An 18,742-nucleotide genomic window follows, 5' to 3' on the forward strand; every position below is an offset into this window, starting at 1 on the left:
CATTGCGGACGCTATAATTCGGCGCACGCATAATACAAATCCGAATGCGCCAGCGGGTGCTCGACGACCTGGCGCCGACTCCATGCCGTCGCGGCGCCAACCCGTGCCTCGCCGTTCGCCTGATGCTCGCTAGCCTGTCCGATCTCCACCGCCGTGCCTTCCGCGAAGGCTTGCGCGACTATTCGCCCACCTTGATGGCGATCTTCTCGTGGGGGCTCGTCACCGGTATTGCGATGAGCAAATCCGTGCTCACGCTGCCGCAGGCGCTCACCATGTCGCTGCTCTGCTACGCCGGTTCATCACAACTGGCCGTGCTGCCGCTGCTCGCCGCCAAATTGCCGATCTGGACCGTGCTGCTGACCGCTGCCATGGTGAATACGCGTTTTGTCATCTTCAGCGTGGGTCTTGCGCCCCATTTCTCGTATCTGCCCATGTGGCGCCGGATCGTGCTCGGCTATTTCAATGGCGACGTCATCTACCTGCTCTTCCAGAAGAAAAGCTTTCAGACCGGTTACGTGCCAGGCAAGGAAGCCTATTACTGGGGTATGGCGGTCGGTAGCTGGCTCTCGTGGCAGGTGTCGTCGATTATCGGCATCCTGCTTGCCAGCACGATTCCGGATAACTGGGGCCTCGCGCTGGCGGGGACACTAGCGCTGATTCCCGTGATGGTCTCGGCCATCAACAGCCGCTCGACGCTCGTCGCCGTCTGCATTGCCGGTGTCGTCGCGCTGCTTGGCTTCGACTTGCCGTACCGGCTGGCCTTGCCGCTGGCCGTGGTGGCGGCGATTGTCGCCGGCAGCGGCGCCGACCTGATGGTCGAGCGGGCCGATTTGCGGCGCATCCGCAGCAACACCGGCAGTTCGCGCGCGGATTCCCGTGGAGATCCCCAATGACCAGCACGCAAATCTGGATCGCCATTTTCGGCATGATGTTCGTCACGGCGCTGACGCGCGCGCTGTTTCTGATCGGCGGCGAGCGCACCGTGTTGCCGGAGCGCGTGCGGCGCATGCTGCGCTACGCGCCGGCCGCCGCGCTCGCCGCCGTGGTGCTGCCGGACGTGCTGGCAACGCCGGACGGACTGTCGTTCGCGCTGTCGAATCATGAGTTTTACGCGACGCTCGCCGGGCTCGGCTGGTTCCTGTGGCGCCGCACGATGCTCGGCACGATCGTGGTCGGCATGCTGACGTTTACGCTTCTCCGTCTTGTTTTTCACTGACCGAAGCGCGTATGCTGCGATGCGGCATGGGCGCGTATCTCCCAAATACGGGACATTCGCCTTGGCGCGGGGCAGAACGGGATGCGGATCGGTTAAAATAGTCGACTCCCGGATCACTGCGCGACGCTGCGGCAGATGCCGTCGGCGCCTGTTTGAGGGGCCACCCCTCTCGGGCCTCCTGAGCGGAGGCTGTTCGCGCGCTGTCCATCACCGCCTTCCAATCAACTCGCAACCAAACGCTCATGAACCAGGTATTGCGTCTCTCCGATCTGATCGCCGAAGGCAAGCTGTCCGGCAAGCGCGTGTTTATACGCGCCGACCTGAACGTTCCGCAGGACGATCAAGGCAACATCACCGAAGACACCCGTATCCGCGCCTCGGTGCCGGCCATCAAGGCTGCGCTCGACGCCGGCGCCGCCGTCATGGTGACCTCGCATCTGGGCCGTCCTACCGAGGGCGACTTTAAGCCGGAAGACTCGCTCGCGCCGGTCGCGAAGCGTCTGGCCGAACTGCTCGGCCGCGACGTGCCGGTGGTGGCGAACTGGGTTGAAAACGGCGTGAACGTCGCGGCCGGCCAGGTCGTGCTGCTGGAAAACTGCCGCGTCAACAAGGGCGAAAAGAAGGATTCCGACGAACTCGCGCAGAAGATGGCGAAGCTTTGCGACATCTACGTCAACGACGCGTTCGGCACCTCCCACCGCGCAGAAGCCACCACGCACGGCATCGCGAAGTACGCGCCTGTCGCCTGCGCCGGCCCGCTGCTCGCCGCTGAGCTCGAAGCGCTCGGCAAAGCGCTGGGCGCCCCGAAGCGTCCGCTGGTGGCGATCGTCGCCGGCTCGAAGGTGTCCACCAAGCTGACCATTCTGAAGTCGCTCGCCGAGAAGGTCGATCAACTGATCGTGGGCGGCGGTATCGCCAATACGTTCATGCTGGCTGCTGGCCTGAAGATCGGCAAGTCGCTTGCCGAAGCCGATCTGGTGAACGAAGCCAAAGCCATCATCGACGCAGCGAAAGCACGCGGCGCCTCGGTGCCCATCCCGACCGACGTCGTCACGGCCAAGGAGTTTTCGCCGACCGCGAAGGCTGAAGTCAAAGCCGTGGCCGACGTAGAGGACGACGACCTGATCCTCGACATCGGACCGGAAACCTCCAAGGCACTGGCCGCGCAACTGGAAAAGGCCGGCACGATCGTCTGGAACGGCCCGGTCGGCGTGTTCGAATTCGACCAGTTCGGCAACGGCACGAAGACCCTGGCAGACGCCATCGCGAAGTCCTCGGCGTTCTCGATTGCAGGGGGCGGCGACACGCTCGCGGCCATCGCCAAGTACGGCATCCACGACAAGGTGAGCTACATCTCGACAGGCGGCGGCGCCTTCCTCGAATTCATCGAGGGCAAGAAGCTGCCGGCAGTCGTTGTCCTGGAATCGCGGGCTTAATGTGACAACGCGCTCCCCATCGGCAAAAACTGCAAAGACGCGTGTGAAGTCGTCGGCGAAACACAGCGCGGCCAGCGCGGCGAAGTCAGCAACAGCAGGGGAGCGTGCAGCACGCTCCGCCGGGACACCGCAGCATGGGGTTCCCGCTGGTTCACCCGCCGGTCATGCTGGCGGCGCATCATCCGTAATCCCGCTGGCGTCCCGCACGCTGGTTTCGAACACCGCTTCATTCCACAAAGATAAAGCGACGCCGGTTTCAACTGGCGCGCAGCCCCCGGTAGCATCCTTCGGTGCGCAGCCTCCGCACCCGACTCGCAGCGCTCTTTCCAGCGATCCCATCCAGACGAGGAGACTCATGCATCGCGCCACCAAGATTGTCGCCACCATCGGCCCGGCTTCCAGCACGCCCGAAATCCTGTCGCAAATGATTAAGGCGGGGCTCGATGTGGTACGCCTCAATTTCTCGCACGGCACGGCCGACGACCACCGCCAGCGCGCCGAATACGTGCGCGAAGCGGCCCGTCAGGCGGGCCGTGAAGTTGCCATCATGGCCGACCTGCAAGGCCCGAAGATTCGTGTCGGCAGATTTGAAAACGGTAAGACCACGCTCGTTCCCGGCAATCCGTTCGTCCTCGACGCCGAGTGCGAACTCGGCAACGACGACCGCGTCGGTCTCGACTACAAAGACCTGCCGCGCGACCTGAAACCGGGCGACGTGCTGTTGCTCAACGACGGCCTGATCGTGCTCGACGTCGTGCGCGTGCTCGGCAGCGAGATTCACACCACCGTGAAGATCGGCGGCGAGCTATCGAACAACAAGGGTATCAATCGCCAGGGCGGCGGCCTCACGGCGCCGGCGCTCACGGCGAAAGACATGGAAGACATCCGCACGGCCATGTCGCTCGGCGTGGATTATGTCGCGGTCTCGTTCCCCAAGAACGCCACCGACATGGAAATGGCCCGCCAGCTCGCGAATATCGCGGGCGCGCCCTATGGCATCAAGCCGAAGATGATCGCCAAGATCGAGCGTGCCGAAGCGATTCCGGCGCTGCAAGGCATCCTGGACGCATCGGACGGCATCATGGTCGCGCGCGGCGACCTGGCCGTGGAAGTGGGCAATGCCGCGGTCCCGGCGCTGCAAAAGCGCATGATCCGCATGGCGCGCGAATCGAACAAGTTCGTGATCACCGCCACGCAAATGATGGAGTCGATGATCTACGCGCCGGTGCCGACTCGCGCCGAAGTGTCGGACGTCGCCAATGCGGTGCTGGACGGCACGGACGCGGTGATGCTTTCCGCTGAATCGGCCGCCGGCAAGTACCCGGTGCAGACCATCGAAACGATGGCCGCGATTTGCGTCGAAGCGGAAAAGTCGGAGCAGTCGGAGCTGGACAAGGATTTCCTCGACCGCACCTTCACCCGCATCGACCAGTCCATCGCCATGGGCGCGCTGTTCACGGCGTTCCACCTCGGCGCGAAGGCGATTGTCGCGCTGACCGAGTCGGGCTCGACCGCGCTGTGGATGTCGCGTCACTGGACGCACGTGCCGATTTTCGCGCTCACACCGCGCGTTGGTAGCGAGCGGGCCATGGCGATCTACCGCAACGTCACCTCGCTGCATCTGGACACCAGCAGCGACCGCGACACCGCCTTGCAGCAGGCGCTGGAAACGGTGGTGAGCAAGGGCTACGCATCGCGCGGCGACATGGTCGTGCTGACCGTGGGCGAGCCGATGGGTCAGGCGGGCGGAACGAACACGCTGAAGATCGTACGGGTCGGCGAACCCTATTGATCAGCATCAAAACTGCTTGGATCGGCACGGCGAAGCAGTCGCATCACCCCGCGAGAGGCGGAGCGCAGGACTTTTGGGGCAAGCCTTCCGGCGAGCCCCGAGCCATGCTGCTCAAGGGTGTGCGGCTTGCTTCGCGATAAAATTGTCAAAAATAGATGCCGACGGCACAGGTTTCGTTTCAATCTAAGGAGTAATGCATGCCTCTCGTATCAATGCGTCAACTGCTGGACCATGCCGCCGAAAACGGCTATGGACTTCCGGCATTCAACGTAAACAATCTGGAGCAGGTGCAGGCCATCATGGCGGCGGCGGATCAGATCAACGCCCCGGTGATCATGCAGGCGTCGGCGGGCGCGCGAAAGTATGCGGGCGAGCCGTTTCTGCGTCATCTGATCGAAGCGGCCGTTGAGTCGTATCCGCACATTCCGGTCGTGATGCATCAGGATCATGGGCAGTCGCCGGCAGTCTGCATGGCGGCCATCCGCAGCGGTTTTACCAGCGTGATGATGGACGGTTCGCTGGAAGCGGACGGCAAGACGGTGGCATCGTACGAATACAACGTCAACGTGTCGCGCAAGGTGGTGGAAGCGGCGCACTCGATCGGCGTGACGGTGGAAGCGGAGCTCGGCGTGCTGGGTTCGCTGGAAACGATGAAGGGCGACAAGGAAGACGGCCACGGCGCGGAAGGCACGATGACCCGCGAGCAACTGCTGACCGATCCGGAGCAGGCCGCCGACTTCGTCAAGTTGACGCAATGCGACGCCTTGGCTATTGCCATCGGCACCTCGCACGGCGCGTATAAATTCAGCAAGAAGCCCACCGGCGACATTCTGTCGATCCAGCGCATCAAGGAAATTCACCAGCGCATTCCGAACACCCACCTGGTGATGCACGGTTCCTCGTCGGTGCCGCAGGACTTGCTCGCGGAAATCCGCGAATTCGGCGGCGACATGAAGGAAACCTACGGTGTGCCGGTCGAAGAAATTCAGGAAGGCATCAAGTACGGCGTGCGCAAGGTTAATATCGATACTGACCTGCGTCTGGCGATCACCGGCGCGATTCGCCGCTACATGGCGGAAAATCCGGGCAAGTTCGACCCGCGCGATTACCTGAAGCCGGCGCGCGAAGCAGCGAAGAAGATCTGCGTGGACCGTTTCGTCGCCTTTGGCGCCGAAGGCCAGGCTGGCAAGATCAAGCCAGTTGCGCTTGATAAAATTGCGGAGAAGTACAAGTCGGGCGGCCTTTCACAGGTCGTCCGCTAAGCAGGCAGTATCCAGGCATTACAGCGCAGGCAGTACAGTACGGACCTGGCCATCCGGCCAGGTTGCAGTCCGGTTCGCCGTTCCCGCATCATAGGGGGAACGGCGTTTCCCTTTTGTTCGGGTCTCATTTTTGCCCCACTTTTAGCGAACTACGACGATGTCTACCCTTTACGAATCCACGCTCCGCTCGCTGCCGCTGCTCGGCCGCGGCAAGGTCCGCGACAACTATGCGGTGGGCAACGACCAGTTGCTGATCGTCACCACCGACCGTCTGTCGGCGTTCGACGTCATCATGGGCGAGCCGATTCCGAACAAGGGTCGCGTGCTGAACCAGATGGCCAATTTCTGGTTCGACAAGCTGAAGCACATCGTGCCGAATCACCTGACCGGCGTGGCGCCGGAGTCGGTGGTGGCGGCTGACGAAGCCGAGCAGGTAAAAGGGCGCGCCGTGGTCGTGAAGCGCCTCGAGCCGATCCTCGTCGAGGCGGTGGTGCGCGGTTATCTGGCCGGCAGCGGCTGGAAAGACTACCAGGCCACCGGTTCGGTGTGCGGCGTCGAACTGCCGCCGGGCCTACAAAACGCGCAGAAACTGCCCGAGCCGATCTTTACCCCGGCCGCCAAGGCCGAGATGGGCCACCACGACGAGAACATCACGTACAACGAGATGGAACGCCGCATCGGCACCGAACTGTCGGCAACGATCCGCGACATCTCAATCAAGCTGTACAAGGAAGCGGCGGATTACGCTGCGACGCGCGGCATCATCATTGCTGACACCAAGTTCGAATTCGGTCTGGATAACCACGGCAAGCTGTACCTGATGGACGAAGCGCTGACCGCCGATTCGTCGCGCTTCTGGCCCGCGGACGAGTACAAGGTTGGCACCAATCCGCCATCGTTCGACAAGCAGTTCGTGCGCGACTGGCTGGAAACGCAGCCGTGGAAGAAGGAGCCGCCGGCGCCGAAGCTGCCGGACGAGGTGGTCACGAAGACTGCCGCGAAGTATCAGGAAGCGCTTGAGCGCCTGACCGGGCAGAAGCTCGCTTAACGCCGCGAGAGCAGATCAGGAAGATGAGGAAGCCCCAAAGATGAGCCAAGTCCAGACTGCCCAGACAGCGCATACACATGCTGCGCCGCTTGTCGGCGTGCTGATGGGATCCAGTTCCGACTGGGAAGTCATGAAACACGCCGTTGCGATCCTGCAGGAATTCGGCGTACCGTATGAAGCGAAGGTCGTATCCGCGCACCGGATGCCCGACGAGATGTTCGCGTATGCGGAAGGTGCGCGCGAGCGCGGCCTGCGCGCGATCATCGCGGGCGCCGGCGGCGCCGCGCACTTGCCCGGCATGCTGGCCGCCAAGACCACGGTGCCGGTGCTTGGCGTGCCGGTGGCGGGCAAGTACCTGAAGGGCGTCGATTCGCTGCATTCGATCGTGCAGATGCCCAAGGGCGTGCCGGTCGCGACGTTTGCCATCGGCGAAGCGGGCGCGGCCAATGCGGCGCTGTTCGCGGTGTCGATTTTGAGCGTGACCTCGACCGAATACGCGAATGCGCTTGCTGCGTTCCGCGTGCGCCAGAACGAAGCGGCACACGCGATGGTATTGCCCGCGCTGTAAGCGCGCGTTTGATGGCCTGATGTCCATTGCCTGACCCCCGGTGCGGCGCGTATCCCTACGCGCTGCCCGTGACCGACCACTGAGATGAATCCAGATAACACACCGGTTTCACCGATTCTGCCCGGCGCATGGCTTGGCATGGTTGGTGGCGGCCAGCTCGGCCGCATGTTCTGCTTTGCCGCCCAGGCGATGGGCTATCGCGTTGCCGTGCTCGATCCGGACGAAGCCAGTCCGGCTGGCGCCGTGGCGGACCGTCACCTGCGTGCCGCCTACGACGACGAAACGTCGCTCACCGAGCTGGCGCGCCTGTGTGCGGCCGTGTCGACGGAATTCGAGAACGTGCCTGCCGCGAGCCTCGATTTTCTGGCGCGCACAACCTTCGTGAGTCCGGCCGGCCGTTGCGTGGCCGTGGCCCAGAACCGGATTGCCGAGAAGCGGTTTATCGCCGAATCGGGCGTCGCGGTGGCGCCGCATGTCGTGATCGAATCGTCGGATGCGCTTGCCGCGCTTAGCGACGCGACGATCGATGCCGTGCTGCCCGGCATTCTGAAAACCGCCCGGCTCGGCTATGACGGCAAGGGTCAAGTCAGCGTGCGTAACGCCGAGGAAGTGCGCGAGGCGCACGCGTCGCTTGGCGGCGTGCCGTGCGTGCTGGAAAAGCGGCTGCCGCTGAAGTTCGAAGTCTCGGCGCTGATCGCGCGCGGTGCGAACGGCACCTCGGTGGTCTATCCCCTCGCACAGAATACGCACCGCGACGGCGTGCTGTCCCACACCATCGTGCCCGCGCCGGATGCGAGCCCGGCGCTCGTCAGCCAGGCGCAACAGGCCGCGCTGCAGATTGCCGACAAGCTCGGCTATATCGGCGTGTTGTGCGTCGAGTTTTTCATTCTGGAAGACGGCTCGCTTGTCGCCAACGAGATGGCGCCGCGGCCGCACAATTCCGGCCACTACACCGTCGACGCATGCGCGACCAGCCAGTTCGAGCAGCAGGTCCGCGCCATGACCGGCATGCCGCTCGGCGACACGCGCCAGCATTCGCCGGCGGTCATGCTGAATATCCTCGGCGATGTCTGGTTCCCGGACGGCGGCAAGCGAGCCGCCGTCACGCCGCCGTGGCACGAGGTGGCAGCGATGCCGGCCGCGCGTCTGCATCTGTACGGCAAGGAAGAGGCGCGGCCCGGACGGAAGATGGGCCACATCAACTTCACCGCAGCGACGCTCGACGAAGCCCGCACCGCCGCGCGCGATTGCGCCCGGCTGCTGCATATCCTGAAGAGCTGACGCGCGCGCCATCATGCCGGATCAAGCTAAACCTGATGGCGCCGCCAAGGCCGCTGCCGAGGCCGCGCAAATCGCGCACGCTGCGGCGTTGCTCGACGCGGGCGAACTCGTCGCGTTTCCGACCGAAACCGTCTACGGCCTGGGCGGCGACGCCCAAAGCCCGGACGCGGTGGCCCGCATCTACGCGGCGAAGGGACGGCCGGCGAATCATCCGGTGATCGTGCATCTCGCGCCGCACGGCGATCCGGGTTATTGGGTCGAGCATCTGCCGCCGGAAGCGCTGCGGCTGATCGATGCCTTCTGGCCGGGACCGCTCACGCTAATTCTCAAGCGTGCCGCGCATATTCCCGCGGCCGTGAGCGGGGGGCAGGACTCGGTGGGTTTGCGCTGCCCGTCGCATCCCGTGGCACAGGCGCTGCTCGAAGCGTTCAGCGCGCTGCGTGGCGGTCATGGCGGCGTGGCTGCACCGTCGGCGAACCGCTTCGGGCATGTGAGCCCAACCACGGCGCAACACGTGCGCGACGAGTTCGGCGGCACGATTCATGTGCTCGACGGCGGCGCGTCGGATGTCGGCATCGAGTCGACCATCCTCGATCTGTCGCGCGGTTTTCCGGCGTTGCTGCGTCCGGGGCGCGTGACACCGCAGGATATCGCCGAGGTGCTGGGCGAAGCGCCGCGTCTGGCGGATGGCTCGGATGCAACGGCGCCGCGCGCATCCGGCACGCTCAAGGCGCACTACGCGCCGCGCACGCCTCTGGCGCTGCTGCCGTTCGAAGCGTTGGAACCGTTGTTGGCGGCGCGCGAGGCGGACGAGCGCGTCGCGCTGGTGGCGCGGGTATCGCGCGCAGGCCATTGGGCAGATGCTGAGGGTGTGCACTTCATGGCGGCGCCCGAGGATCCGCATGTGTACGCGCGTGAGCTATACAGCTTGCTGCGAGCACTAGACCGCGCGAACGTGACGCGCATCCTGATTGAAAAGCTACCCGATACGATCGAATGGATCGCGGTGAACGACCGGCTCGGTCGGGCCGCGGCGGCGTTCGAGGCGCAGGGGTAGGTTCCCGTCCAAACTGTCTTGATGCCAGGAATTAGTACGAATGTGCCAATTCCAGGTAGCCACTTGCTTGCCCCCAATGTGCGGTCGGATGCCAACAACCGGCATAATCATGCCAACAATTGGTATTTGCCGCTCGAGGAGCAGCCTATGAGTATTGCTGATTTCATGTTTACGCCGCGCGAGCAGCGGGTGTTGTCGCTGGTTCTGTCGACGCCAGAGCGGACCTTCAATCTGGCCGAACTGATGTCCCGCTCGGGTGCGGGTAGCGGCGCCGGGCAGCATACCGTGCGGCGCCTATGGGAAGCCGGCGTGCTACGTGAATCGCGGATGGGTAACCAGCGCCTGTTCCAGGCTAACACCGATTTCCCCTTGTATCCCGAGTTGCGCAGCATCTGCGCGAAGTCGTTCGGCCTCGCCGGCATGCTGCGGGAAGCTTTGGCGCCGCTTGTCGATGAGATCGACGAGGCATTCGTTTTCGGTTCGGTGGCGAGGGGCACGGATACGGCGGGGAGCGACATCGACCTGATGGTCGTAGGACGGGTGAGCCTGAGCCGTTTGCTCGATCATCTGGCTCCGCTCGACGCCGTGCTGGGGCGTTCTGTGCATGTCAACCTGCACCACCCGGCTGAATGGACGGTGTTGTCCAGGGACGATACGGTTGTGCGGGCCATAGTCGAATCGCCCACCATCAGGATCGTTCCTGATGACAGCCCCGGACCTGCCGGATGAGTATCAGAACCCTGTCAAAATCAGCGGCCTCTATCTTCAGCCCGAGGCAGGCCGATTAAGGCGCATAACGAACACCTCACCAACGAAAAAAAGGCCCGGATCAACCACCTAGCCGTACCACAAAGGTGTTGGTTTTCGAGCTAATTAACGCTGAGACCCGCGTCCCAAACGGGATTGCGGGTCTTTTTCTTGCCGGAGATATTTCCGGGATCGGACCGGGCGGCCGACGTTCGAAGCAAACTGCCTCGCAATCGCTGGCTCTCCGTGCAGCAAATCAGAGACAACTGCTTCCATAAAATGAAGCAACCGTATGAAATTTGATGTTTCATAGTGAAGCATGCCGGTATTTTTTGCTTTCCTATTGTGAAGCAAATTATTTGATCCTGCGTCACTATGCCGACGCAATGTGCATTTATCAGCTTCGCTTTAGTGAAGCAGAAGTTTGATTATCACTTCACTATAGGCTAGCATTTGTTGCGTTTTTGATAACTTATAGGCAAGCAAAATGGATTCCAGAATGAGGCAGCTCCGGCTTGAGCAGGTCCAGGCGTCGGTCGCAGCGTACTCGGACTTGACCAACCGTCGGCCCCCGCCGCGTGGATGGCTGAAGGCCATCCGAGAGTCGTTAGGGCTCACCGAGCGACAGCAAGCCGACAGATTAGGCATTGCCGGTTCGACCCTGCACAAGTCGGAGTCGGCGGAAGCTGAGGAGCGAATCACGCTCGGACAACTGCGCAAGTTGGCTGACGGGCTGGACTGCGAGCTGGTCTATGCTCTGGTGCCCAGAAAGCCACTGACTCAAGTGGTCGAAGACCGGGCGCGCTCAATCGCCCTGCAGGAAGTGAGTGGAGTTGCGCACACCATGAGTCTGGAAGACCAACGTCCGGCAACCGACCGACTTCGCAAACAGGTTGAGCAGAGAGCGGCAGAACTACTCCGTGGCCGCTGGTCCGACCTATGGCGACAGATTTAGACGAACAGGACGGCCAGACACCGCTCGACCCTGACGAGCTTGCAGGGCTGATACCGATACACCTGACCACCAAGGGCGACCTGAATGACTGGGAGCAGGAGAACATCCTGCAAGCCGTGCAATGGGCTCGCCGTCAACGCAAGGTCCATGTCCTCAGTGAAGAGTTCTGTCGCAACCTGCACAAGAAAATGTTCGACCAGACCTGGTCGTGGGCAGGCACGTTCCGCAAGTCCGACAAGAACATCGGATGTGACTGGACGCAGGTCAGCGTCAAACTGAGCAACCTTTTCGATAACACGCGGTGGTGGGTCGACAACGGCACATTCCCGCCCGATGCGATTGCCGCACGATTTCACCGCGAGCTGGTGTGGATTCATCCCTTTCCAAACGGCAATGGTCGACACTCACGAATGATGGCTGATGCGCTCTTGCGCAGCATGAAACAAGAGGCGTTTTCGTGGGGCGGCGGCGGGACATTGGTTAAAGCAGATAACGCCCGGTCGGATTACTTAACCGCCTTGCGTGCAGCGGATAAAGGTGACTACAGTTTGCTCCTGGTCTTCGTGCGAAGTACTGCTTAGTCGTCGCACGGCCGCGCAGCTCCGCAATCGCGAGCGCAGCAGCGCTCGACACCGCTTGGCCAAAGGCACGTATGGGCGTTCAATGCCCGTAAAACAGCGAGCCTCCGAAGAGGCTCGCAGTAATCACCAGGCCTGCCCGTTTACCAACACCTTTGTGGTACGGGTAGCTCAACCACGCCGGGCTTTGCTTCAACGCTACAAGTAAGCAGCGGACCACCAGGACCCGCCGCCTCACTTCATTACTTGCCCAATCCCGTCGCAGCGATCTGCTGTTCGACGTACTGCGCGAACAGCGCGTGCGTGTGCGTCGTCGGGTGGACCGTGTCGGCGAAGATGTAGCTCTGGTCCGCGCCCGCCGCCGTATAGGTCGCCGGCGAGCAGAACAGCGACGAAGCAAACTGGGCACCGTACGCTTGCGCGGTCAGGCCGTTGGTCAGCACGGCCGGATTCGCCGTGGCGTACGCGGTGGCGTTGGCTGCCATCGACGTCAGGTTACACGCCGTACCCGTGTTCGACACCGTGAAGCCGAGCGACTGGTAGTTCGGCAGCAAGACGGTGTCGAACCACGTGTACGCATCGGCGAGGATCACGGTGTGGGACTGGATCAGCGGCGCGAGTAGCGTCTCGAGCGTCCCGTTATAGGCGGCGGTGATGCCGGTCAGCAGGGCGGCCGCGCCCGGCGTTTGGACGTTCGCAGCGACGCCGAGCGGCGTCTGGCCGATGTCGGGGATGGTCATCAGCACCACGTGCGTCGCGCCCGACTTGACGATGGTCTGGACTTGCGTCGCGAGCGCGACAGCAGCCGCAGCGACCTGGGTGTTGTTCGACTGCAGGTAGCTGGCGATGAACTCCACTTGGCCTGCCGGCGTGTTGGGCAGTTGGCCGGCCGCTACAAGTTGCGGATAGGTCGTCTGCAGAGCACCGCCGAGCGCTGTCAGATTGGTGTCGGTCGCGAACTGGAAGATGTCGTTTGCGCCGCCATTGACCAGCACGAGCTGGTTCGCATTGAAGCTGCCATGTGCGCTCAGGTATTCCGACACCTGCGTCGTCACCGGCACCGTCGTAGCTGCCAGGTTGTTCGGCGCCCAGCCTTCCCCTTCGGCGTTGACGACGTCCGAGCCGCCCTGCGCGTAACCCAGGCCGCCCGTTGCCGCCAGCGGCTGGCCGAAGCCGCCCAGGTAGGCAGGCGTCAAGGTGCCGCCGTAGTATTCCGCGACCTTCTGCGTCCAGATTTCACCCGGGTTGGTCGTGAAGCGGCCGCCACCGAAGTCCGCCCCGATGACCGGCGAATAGGTGCCCACGTCCGAGAGGCTGTCGCCGAACGACACGACCTGCAGGTTCACACCGCCCGCCGGCGTTGCGCTGCTGGAGCTGTTGTTATTGCTGCTGCCGCCGCAGGCAGCAAGCATGACGAAGGCTGCGCTGGCGATCGCAACTTGCGTCAGGCGCACCAGTCCCCGATTTTTTATTCCCTGTTGTTTCATGTTGACTTCATCTCCTCGTATGTGGCCTTTTTGCCATGTGATGCAGGCGGCGCCCACCGCGTCGGCGGCGTGGCGACAGCTTACAGAATCTTCCCCGGCCTGCGTGGCGTTTGAAACGCGGCCGGGGTGCTTGCCGATACCTGGTTGTCCAGCGCATCCGCATGAGTGGTTGCATTGACGGCCTCATTGGCGCACGCATTCGTCGTGCCCGAACGCGCGCCGTCAGCGCCGCCCGTCTTGAAGTGCTGAGCCTGCGTGTCGCCAAGCGACGCGTGATACGCGGCAGCCCACGCCGGCGGCGCGAACAGCGCGCTCAGCTTGTTGCGCCAACCTTGCACGCGCAGGAAGTCAGCGCCCATCGAAGCCCATTCGTAAAACGTCGCCTTCAGCGGGTTGTAGGTGTAAAGCGGCTCGACGATGCCGTAGAGCGGCGCGTCGTGCGGGTCCTCGTCCACGTAGCTGCCGAACAGCCGGTCCCAGATCACCAGCACGCCGGCGTAGTTGCGGTCGATATAGCGGTCGTTGCGCGCATGATGAACGCGATGGATCGACGGTGTGTTCAGCACGTATTCGAGCCAGCCGAGCTTGCCGATGACCTGCGTATGCACGAAAAACTGAAAGCCGAGATTGATCAGCACGATGGCGACAATCTGCTTCGGCGGAAAGCCGAGTATGGCGAGCGGAATCCAGAACACCCACATGCCGGCGATCGGGTACATCAGGCTCTGGCGGAAGGCGGTCGAAAAATTCATCCGCTCCGACGAGTGATGCACCACATGCGCGGCCCACAACCACCGGACGCGGTGACTGCAGCGATGAAACACGTAGTAGAGCAGGTCTTGCGCGACGAACAGCACAACGAACGACACCCAGCCCGCCTGCCATGTGTAGACGCGGAAGTGGTTAAAGCAATACGCATAAACGGGGATGATCGCGAGCCACGCGAGCTTGTCGGCGGCCTGCTGCAGCAGCGCGAGCGCGGCGTTGCACAGCGTGTCGCGCCAACTGTAAAGGCGCGCCTCGGGACGCGTGCGATGCAGGTGCCACGCCTCCCAGCCGATACATGCAAGGAAGACGGGTGCCATGGCGAGCAGCAGCAATTCGGCATCGAATTGCATGGACGTCTTCCTCCGTGGTCCCTGACCGCTGCGAATGCCGCAGCGGGCGTTGTCGTTATTGTTTGAACCGGCAACGCGGCCACCGTTGGCGCGCGGCCGGCGCGCGCCGTGGTGTGTTTCACGCGCGCCTCAAACACTGCCCGCAAGCGTACACGCTCTGCGGCTAGTCGCGCATGGCTTCGCTAGAAGGAATCCTCAATGCTGCGAACGCTTGTGCGGGTTTTTCCTGGGCTGGCTGCGCGGTTCCTCGGTCACTTCCTGCATCGGTTGCGAGGGCCCCTGATAGACCCATTCGAGCAGCGCGTCGTGTGCCGCGCGCGCAGCCTCCGAGTGTGGGTCGTTGATGATGCTGACCACGACATAGCTCACGCCGTCCGCGGATGCCACGTAGCCGGCGATCGCGCGCACGTCGCGCAACGTGCCGGTCTTGATGTGCGCATTGCCGCCCACCGGCTGCGACGTCAACCGGTTGCGCATCGTGCCGTCGACGCCCGCCACCGGCAGGGAGTCGACGAATACCTGCGCGACCGGGCTCGCGTTGGCCGCCTGCAACAGATCCGCCAGCGAGAGCGCCGTAATGTGCTCGTCGCGCGACAGACCCGAGCCGTTGTCGAGCGACAGATACTCCATGTTCAGGCCGCTTTTCGCGAGGAACGCTTCGATCGCGTGCTCGGATTTCTCCGGCGTCGCGGGCGGTTTGCTGGTGACCGCACCGATCGTCAGGAACAGGTTGCGCGCCATCGTGTTGTTGCTGAACTTGTTGATGTCGCGAACGATGTCGGACAGCATCGGCCCTTCATGCGTAGCGACGAGGCGCGCTTCGAGCGGCACCGGACCCTCGCGGGTCGCGCCCTTGAACGAGCCGCCGGTTTGCTCCCACAGCGCGAGGAAGCCGCCTGCAAAGAAGGCCGAATGATCGAGCACCGCCACGTTGAGGGTGCGCGGCCCGCAGCGTTCGGCGTAGTCGCCGGCAAACGACGCGACCACCGTGCCGTTCGGTTGCGGCGTCACGGCCGGGGTGGGCAGTTCGCCGCGGCACGGACCACCTGTAGCGTGCAACTGATCGTCGATCTGCAGTTGTGCGAGGGCGGGGATCACGTCGACGGCCACCTTGCCGTCGGACGACGGCGTGAGCGTGAACGATAGCGATTTGAAAGCGTACAGCAGCGGATCGGGGCCCACGTTGTAGGGGGCAGTGGCGTCGTCGTCGAACGGCGGCAGGTCGCGTGTCGACGGGTCGAAATAGCGCTTGTCGAGCACTAGCGCGCCATCGATGCCGTTGATGCCGGCCTTGCGGATTTTCTGCACGAGGTCGATCAGTTCTTCTGGCACGAGCTTCGGGTCGCCGGTGCCCTGGATGTACAGATTGCCGTGCAGGATGCCGTTGGCGTCGAGATTGCCGTCCGCATAGGCGGTGGTGCGCCAGCGAAAGTCGGGGCCGAGGATCGACAGGCCGGAGTAGGTGGTGACGAGTTTCATCGTCGAGGCGGGCATCATCGGCTTGCCGGCGTTCAGTGCGACGATCGGCGTGCGGTCGCCGACTTTTTCGATCACCACGCTGATCGCGGACAGCGGCACGTGGGCGCGGGCGAGGCCGGCCATGACGGCGGGCGGCAGTACGGTGCTGACGTTGACCGAAGGGTGTTTGGCCTTGAGGCGGGCTTGCGCCGGAGCGGCGGCGCAGGCAAGCGCGGCGCACGCGAGCAGCGCGGCGGCGCTGCGCAGCGGGCCGGTTTTGCGGGCGGCGGACGTAGTAAAAGCGGCAGACGTGACAGACCAACGGGCGTACGGCGCGAGACGGCGTACGAGAGAAGACAAAGAAACGTGCGTCATGAACGGGCGAAGAAACCTAAAGATCACGGCTGAAGCACGGCGCAAGACGCGCCGTGCTCATGTAGGGCATTCAAGGGGCGCGCGGCGCGCGCAGCAAAATCTGTCGGCGCGAGCGCGCAACCTCTTGTGCTTGCCGCGCCGCCACTCCAACGAGTCGGAGCCGCATGGCGCGTCACGCAAAAGCGCTCATTGTAGAGACATGCTGCGACAGTGCGGTGAAATTGCTTCGCACCTGCAGCAATGGATGAGGGCCTGATCGCACGAGCCCGGGCCGGGCGCTAGAATGCGGCATCATGAATGTTTCGGAATCGTAGAGCCATGCGCATATTGCTAGTCGAAGACGACCGGATGATTGCCGAGGGCGTGCGCAAGGCGTTACGCGGCGAAGGCTTCGCGGTCGACTGGGTGGAGGACGGCGAAGCAGCGCTCAGCGCCGCCGGCGGCGAACCTTACGATCTGGTTCTGCTCGACCTGGGCCTGCCCAAGCGCGACGGCCTCGACGTGCTGCGCGCGCTGCGCGCCCGCGGTCATACGCTGCCGGTGCTGATCGTGACGGCACGCGACGCCGTGGCTGATCGCGTCAAGGGGCTCGACGCCGGTGCCGACGATTACCTCGTCAAACCTTTCGATCTCGACGAACTCGGCGCCCGCATGCGTGCGCTGATCCGCCGCCAGTCGGGCCGCAGCGATTCGACCATCCGTCACGGTACGCTCACGCTCGATCCCGCCTCGCACCAGGTGACGCTCGCGGGCGCGCCGGTCGCGCTGTCGGCGCGTGAATTCGCACTGCTCGAGGCGCTGATCGCGCGGCCAGGCGCGGTGCTTTCCAAGAGCCAGCTTGAAGAAAAAATGTACGGCTGGGGCGAGGAAATCGGCAGCAATACGGTCGAGGTGTACATCCACGCGCTGCGTAAGAAGCTCGGCGCTGATCTGATCCGCAACGTGCGAGGTCTCGGCTACATGATCGCGAAGGACGCCTGAGCCGATGCGTTCCATTCGTCGTCAATTGCTGTTCTGGCTGCTCGCCATCGTGTTGCTGGGCGTCGGCATTGCCGGCTGGCTGATCTACCGCCAGGCCCTCGCCGAAGCCAACGAACTGTTCGATTACCAACTGCAGGAGATCGCCGAGGCGTTGCCGTCCGAGCCCTTCTCGCAGGTGCTTGGCTCGCGCGATACCGGCGACGAGGGCATTGTGCTGCAGATCTGGAATCGCAACGGCGCGTTGATGTACTACTCGCGGCCGCGTGCGCCGCTCGCGCCGCGCGCCGAACTCGGTTTTTCGACGGAGCGCACCGAGCGTGGCGACTGGCGCGTCTACGGCGCGATCGTCGGCGACAACGTCGTGCAACTGGCGCAGCCGGTTTCGGTGCGCAACCGGCTCGCTGCTAATGTCGCGTTACGCACGCTGTGGCCGCTGATCGTGTTGCTGCCGCTGCTCGGGCTGGCGGTCTGGGTGGTGGTCGGACGTGGGCTCAGGCCGCTACGGCGTGTAACTGGCGCGCTCGAAACACGTCATCCGGAAGCGCTCGATCCGCTGCCCGACAGCCGTCTGCCGCTCGAAGTGCAGCCGCTGGTGCGAGCGCTCAATGGCCTGCTGCAACGACTTGCCACGGCCCTCGATACGCAGAAGGCGTTCGTCGCCGATGCCGCGCACGAACTGCGCACGCCGCTCGCCGCGGTGCAGATCCAGACGCAACTGGTGGCGCGCGCAACCGACGACGCTACTCGCCGTGAAGCGCTGACCGATCTGCAGGCCGGCGTCACGCGCGCCACGCGGCTTGCCGAACAGTTGCTGGCGCTGGCGCGTTCGGAACCGGATGGCCACGTGCAAGCCAAGGCAATCGATCTGCACGCACTGCTCGAAAACTGCGTGCTCACCTACACGCCGCTCGCGCAGCAGCGTGGCGTCGATCTGGGCGTCGAGGCGAACGAGGCCGCCACCGTTATCGGCGACCCCGACGCGCTGCGTGTGATGTTCAACAATCTGGTGGACAACGCAACCAAATACACGCCGCGTGGTGGCCGGGTAGACGTGAGCCTGCTCGTCGAAGCGGGCCATCCGGTGGTGCGCATCGCCGACAACGGGCCGGGTATTCCGCCCGCGGAGCGCGAGCGCGTATTCGACCGTTTCTACCGGGCCGGGGAGAGCGCCGACCGGGCGCGCACCGACGTCTCGGGCAGCGGACTGGGGCTTGCCATTGTGCGGCGGATTGCCATTCAACATGGCGCGAGCGTCTCGCTGGGCGACTCGCCCGCGGGCGGTCTTGAGATCAGCGTGCGTTTCTGAGCGTCGTCAGAAGTTTCGCCGTGCGCTGGGCCCCCCAAGGGGACTTCCACCGGGCGCAAGATTTGGGCGGGTGGCCG

Annotated in this window: 17 protein-coding genes; 14 read left to right on the plus strand and 3 right to left on the minus strand. The window is 63.7% G+C overall.

Annotated elements, in window-relative coordinates:
- Nucleotides 1–122: 122 nt before the first annotated feature.
- The 12 genes from P3T40_RS11430 (at nucleotide 123) to P3T40_RS11485 (ending at nucleotide 11,943) form a co-directional block, all read left to right on the plus strand.
- Nucleotides 123–893, plus strand: coding sequence for an AzlC family ABC transporter permease (locus P3T40_RS11430; RefSeq protein ID WP_429267934.1), 771 nt, complete (start codon nucleotides 123–125; stop codon nucleotides 891–893).
- Complete coding sequence (locus P3T40_RS11435) at nucleotides 890–1,216, plus strand: AzlD domain-containing protein (RefSeq protein WP_429267794.1); 327 nt, start codon at nucleotides 890–892, stop codon at nucleotides 1,214–1,216. The genes P3T40_RS11430 and P3T40_RS11435 overlap by 4 nt, the downstream gene beginning before the upstream one ends.
- Nucleotides 1,217–1,458: 242 nt before the next feature.
- Nucleotides 1,459–2,652 carry a phosphoglycerate kinase gene (locus P3T40_RS11440; protein ID WP_429267795.1) on the plus strand — a complete coding sequence of 398 codons (1,194 nt, stop codon included), beginning with the start codon at nucleotides 1,459–1,461 and terminating at the stop codon, nucleotides 2,650–2,652.
- 355 nt (nucleotides 2,653–3,007) lie between these two features.
- Nucleotides 3,008–4,444 (plus strand): pyruvate kinase, encoded by a 1,437-nt coding sequence (pyk, locus tag P3T40_RS11445; protein WP_429267796.1) that lies wholly within the window; start codon nucleotides 3,008–3,010, stop codon nucleotides 4,442–4,444.
- A 197-nt stretch (nucleotides 4,445–4,641) separates the two neighbouring features.
- Nucleotides 4,642–5,706: a class II fructose-bisphosphate aldolase gene (gene fba, locus P3T40_RS11450; protein WP_429267797.1), complete on the plus strand. Its 1,065-nt coding sequence runs from the start codon at nucleotides 4,642–4,644 to the stop codon at nucleotides 5,704–5,706.
- Nucleotides 5,707–5,863: 157 nt separating this feature from the next.
- Nucleotides 5,864–6,754: a phosphoribosylaminoimidazolesuccinocarboxamide synthase gene (locus tag P3T40_RS11455; protein WP_429267798.1), complete on the plus strand. Its 891-nt coding sequence runs from the start codon at nucleotides 5,864–5,866 to the stop codon at nucleotides 6,752–6,754.
- 40 nt (nucleotides 6,755–6,794) lie between these two features.
- Complete coding sequence (gene purE, locus P3T40_RS11460; RefSeq protein WP_429267799.1) at nucleotides 6,795–7,322, plus strand: 5-(carboxyamino)imidazole ribonucleotide mutase; 528 nt, start codon at nucleotides 6,795–6,797, stop codon at nucleotides 7,320–7,322.
- An 84-nt stretch (nucleotides 7,323–7,406) separates the two neighbouring features.
- Nucleotides 7,407–8,603: a 5-(carboxyamino)imidazole ribonucleotide synthase gene (locus P3T40_RS11465; protein WP_429267800.1), complete on the plus strand. Its 1,197-nt coding sequence runs from the start codon at nucleotides 7,407–7,409 to the stop codon at nucleotides 8,601–8,603.
- A 13-nt stretch (nucleotides 8,604–8,616) separates the two neighbouring features.
- Nucleotides 8,617–9,660 carry an L-threonylcarbamoyladenylate synthase gene (locus P3T40_RS11470; RefSeq protein WP_429267801.1) on the plus strand — a complete coding sequence of 348 codons (1,044 nt, stop codon included), beginning with the start codon at nucleotides 8,617–8,619 and terminating at the stop codon, nucleotides 9,658–9,660.
- Between the two features lie 147 nt (nucleotides 9,661–9,807).
- Nucleotides 9,808–10,389 carry a nucleotidyltransferase domain-containing protein gene (locus P3T40_RS11475; protein WP_429267802.1) on the plus strand — a complete coding sequence of 194 codons (582 nt, stop codon included), beginning with the start codon at nucleotides 9,808–9,810 and terminating at the stop codon, nucleotides 10,387–10,389.
- 517 nt (nucleotides 10,390–10,906) lie between these two features.
- Nucleotides 10,907–11,362: a mobile mystery protein A gene (locus P3T40_RS11480; protein WP_429267935.1), complete on the plus strand. Its 456-nt coding sequence runs from the start codon at nucleotides 10,907–10,909 to the stop codon at nucleotides 11,360–11,362.
- Nucleotides 11,347–11,943 (plus strand): mobile mystery protein B, encoded by a 597-nt coding sequence (locus P3T40_RS11485; RefSeq protein ID WP_429267803.1) that lies wholly within the window; start codon nucleotides 11,347–11,349, stop codon nucleotides 11,941–11,943. The genes P3T40_RS11480 and P3T40_RS11485 overlap by 16 nt, the downstream gene beginning before the upstream one ends.
- Nucleotides 11,944–12,182: 239 nt before the next feature.
- On the opposite strand, the gene P3T40_RS11490 is transcribed toward P3T40_RS11485, so the two are convergent.
- The 3 genes from P3T40_RS11490 to dacB form a co-directional block, all read right to left on the minus strand.
- On the minus strand, nucleotides 12,183–13,427 hold the full coding sequence (locus tag P3T40_RS11490) for an SGNH/GDSL hydrolase family protein (RefSeq protein WP_429267804.1): 1,245 nt from the start codon (nucleotides 13,425–13,427) through the stop codon (nucleotides 12,183–12,185).
- A gap of 80 nt (nucleotides 13,428–13,507) precedes the next feature.
- On the minus strand, nucleotides 13,508–14,545 hold the full coding sequence (locus P3T40_RS11495) for a sterol desaturase family protein (RefSeq protein ID WP_429267805.1): 1,038 nt from the start codon (nucleotides 14,543–14,545) through the stop codon (nucleotides 13,508–13,510).
- A gap of 195 nt (nucleotides 14,546–14,740) precedes the next feature.
- Nucleotides 14,741–16,378: a D-alanyl-D-alanine carboxypeptidase/D-alanyl-D-alanine endopeptidase gene (gene dacB / locus P3T40_RS11500; protein ID WP_429267806.1), complete on the minus strand. Its 1,638-nt coding sequence runs from the start codon at nucleotides 16,376–16,378 to the stop codon at nucleotides 14,741–14,743.
- Between the two features lie 318 nt (nucleotides 16,379–16,696).
- Between dacB and P3T40_RS11505 the strand changes: the two genes are divergently transcribed.
- Nucleotides 16,697–17,359: a response regulator gene (locus P3T40_RS11505; RefSeq protein ID WP_074300681.1), complete on the plus strand. Its 663-nt coding sequence runs from the start codon at nucleotides 16,697–16,699 to the stop codon at nucleotides 17,357–17,359.
- Between the two features lie 4 nt (nucleotides 17,360–17,363).
- Complete coding sequence (locus tag P3T40_RS11510; protein WP_429267807.1) at nucleotides 17,364–18,665, plus strand: ATP-binding protein; 1,302 nt, start codon at nucleotides 17,364–17,366, stop codon at nucleotides 18,663–18,665.
- Nucleotides 18,666–18,742: the final 77 nt, after the last annotated feature.

It is taken from the genome of Paraburkholderia sp. EB58 (assembly GCF_050436665.1).
GTDB lineage: Bacteria > Pseudomonadota > Gammaproteobacteria > Burkholderiales > Burkholderiaceae > Paraburkholderia.

What these genes read in the sequence shown, in the direction of transcription:
- pyk (WP_429267796.1), top strand. Translation starts at nt 3,008, where the DNA reads ATGCATCGCGCCACCAAGATTGTCGCCACCATCGGCCCGGCTTCCAGC.
- P3T40_RS11490 (WP_429267804.1), bottom strand. Translation starts at nt 13,427, where the DNA reads ATGAAACAACAGGGAATAAAAAATCGGGGACTGGTGCGCCTGACGCAA.
- purE (WP_429267799.1), top strand. Translation starts at nt 6,795, where the DNA reads ATGAGCCAAGTCCAGACTGCCCAGACAGCGCATACACATGCTGCGCCG.
- P3T40_RS11485 (WP_429267803.1), top strand. Translation starts at nt 11,347, where the DNA reads ATGGCGACAGATTTAGACGAACAGGACGGCCAGACACCGCTCGACCCT.
- P3T40_RS11475 (WP_429267802.1), top strand. Translation starts at nt 9,808, where the DNA reads ATGAGTATTGCTGATTTCATGTTTACGCCGCGCGAGCAGCGGGTGTTG.
- P3T40_RS11470 (WP_429267801.1), top strand. Translation starts at nt 8,617, where the DNA reads ATGCCGGATCAAGCTAAACCTGATGGCGCCGCCAAGGCCGCTGCCGAG.
- P3T40_RS11440 (WP_429267795.1), top strand. Translation starts at nt 1,459, where the DNA reads ATGAACCAGGTATTGCGTCTCTCCGATCTGATCGCCGAAGGCAAGCTG.
- P3T40_RS11430 (WP_429267934.1), top strand. Translation starts at nt 123, where the DNA reads ATGCTCGCTAGCCTGTCCGATCTCCACCGCCGTGCCTTCCGCGAAGGC.
- fba (WP_429267797.1), top strand. Translation starts at nt 4,642, where the DNA reads ATGCCTCTCGTATCAATGCGTCAACTGCTGGACCATGCCGCCGAAAAC.
- P3T40_RS11465 (WP_429267800.1), top strand. Translation starts at nt 7,407, where the DNA reads ATGAATCCAGATAACACACCGGTTTCACCGATTCTGCCCGGCGCATGG.
- P3T40_RS11510 (WP_429267807.1), top strand. Translation starts at nt 17,364, where the DNA reads ATGCGTTCCATTCGTCGTCAATTGCTGTTCTGGCTGCTCGCCATCGTG.
- P3T40_RS11505 (WP_074300681.1), top strand. Translation starts at nt 16,697, where the DNA reads ATGCGCATATTGCTAGTCGAAGACGACCGGATGATTGCCGAGGGCGTG.
- P3T40_RS11455 (WP_429267798.1), top strand. Translation starts at nt 5,864, where the DNA reads ATGTCTACCCTTTACGAATCCACGCTCCGCTCGCTGCCGCTGCTCGGC.
- P3T40_RS11435 (WP_429267794.1), top strand. Translation starts at nt 890, where the DNA reads ATGACCAGCACGCAAATCTGGATCGCCATTTTCGGCATGATGTTCGTC.
- dacB (WP_429267806.1), bottom strand. Translation starts at nt 16,378, where the DNA reads ATGACGCACGTTTCTTTGTCTTCTCTCGTACGCCGTCTCGCGCCGTAC.
- P3T40_RS11480 (WP_429267935.1), top strand. Translation starts at nt 10,907, where the DNA reads ATGAGGCAGCTCCGGCTTGAGCAGGTCCAGGCGTCGGTCGCAGCGTAC.
- P3T40_RS11495 (WP_429267805.1), bottom strand. Translation starts at nt 14,545, where the DNA reads ATGCAATTCGATGCCGAATTGCTGCTGCTCGCCATGGCACCCGTCTTC.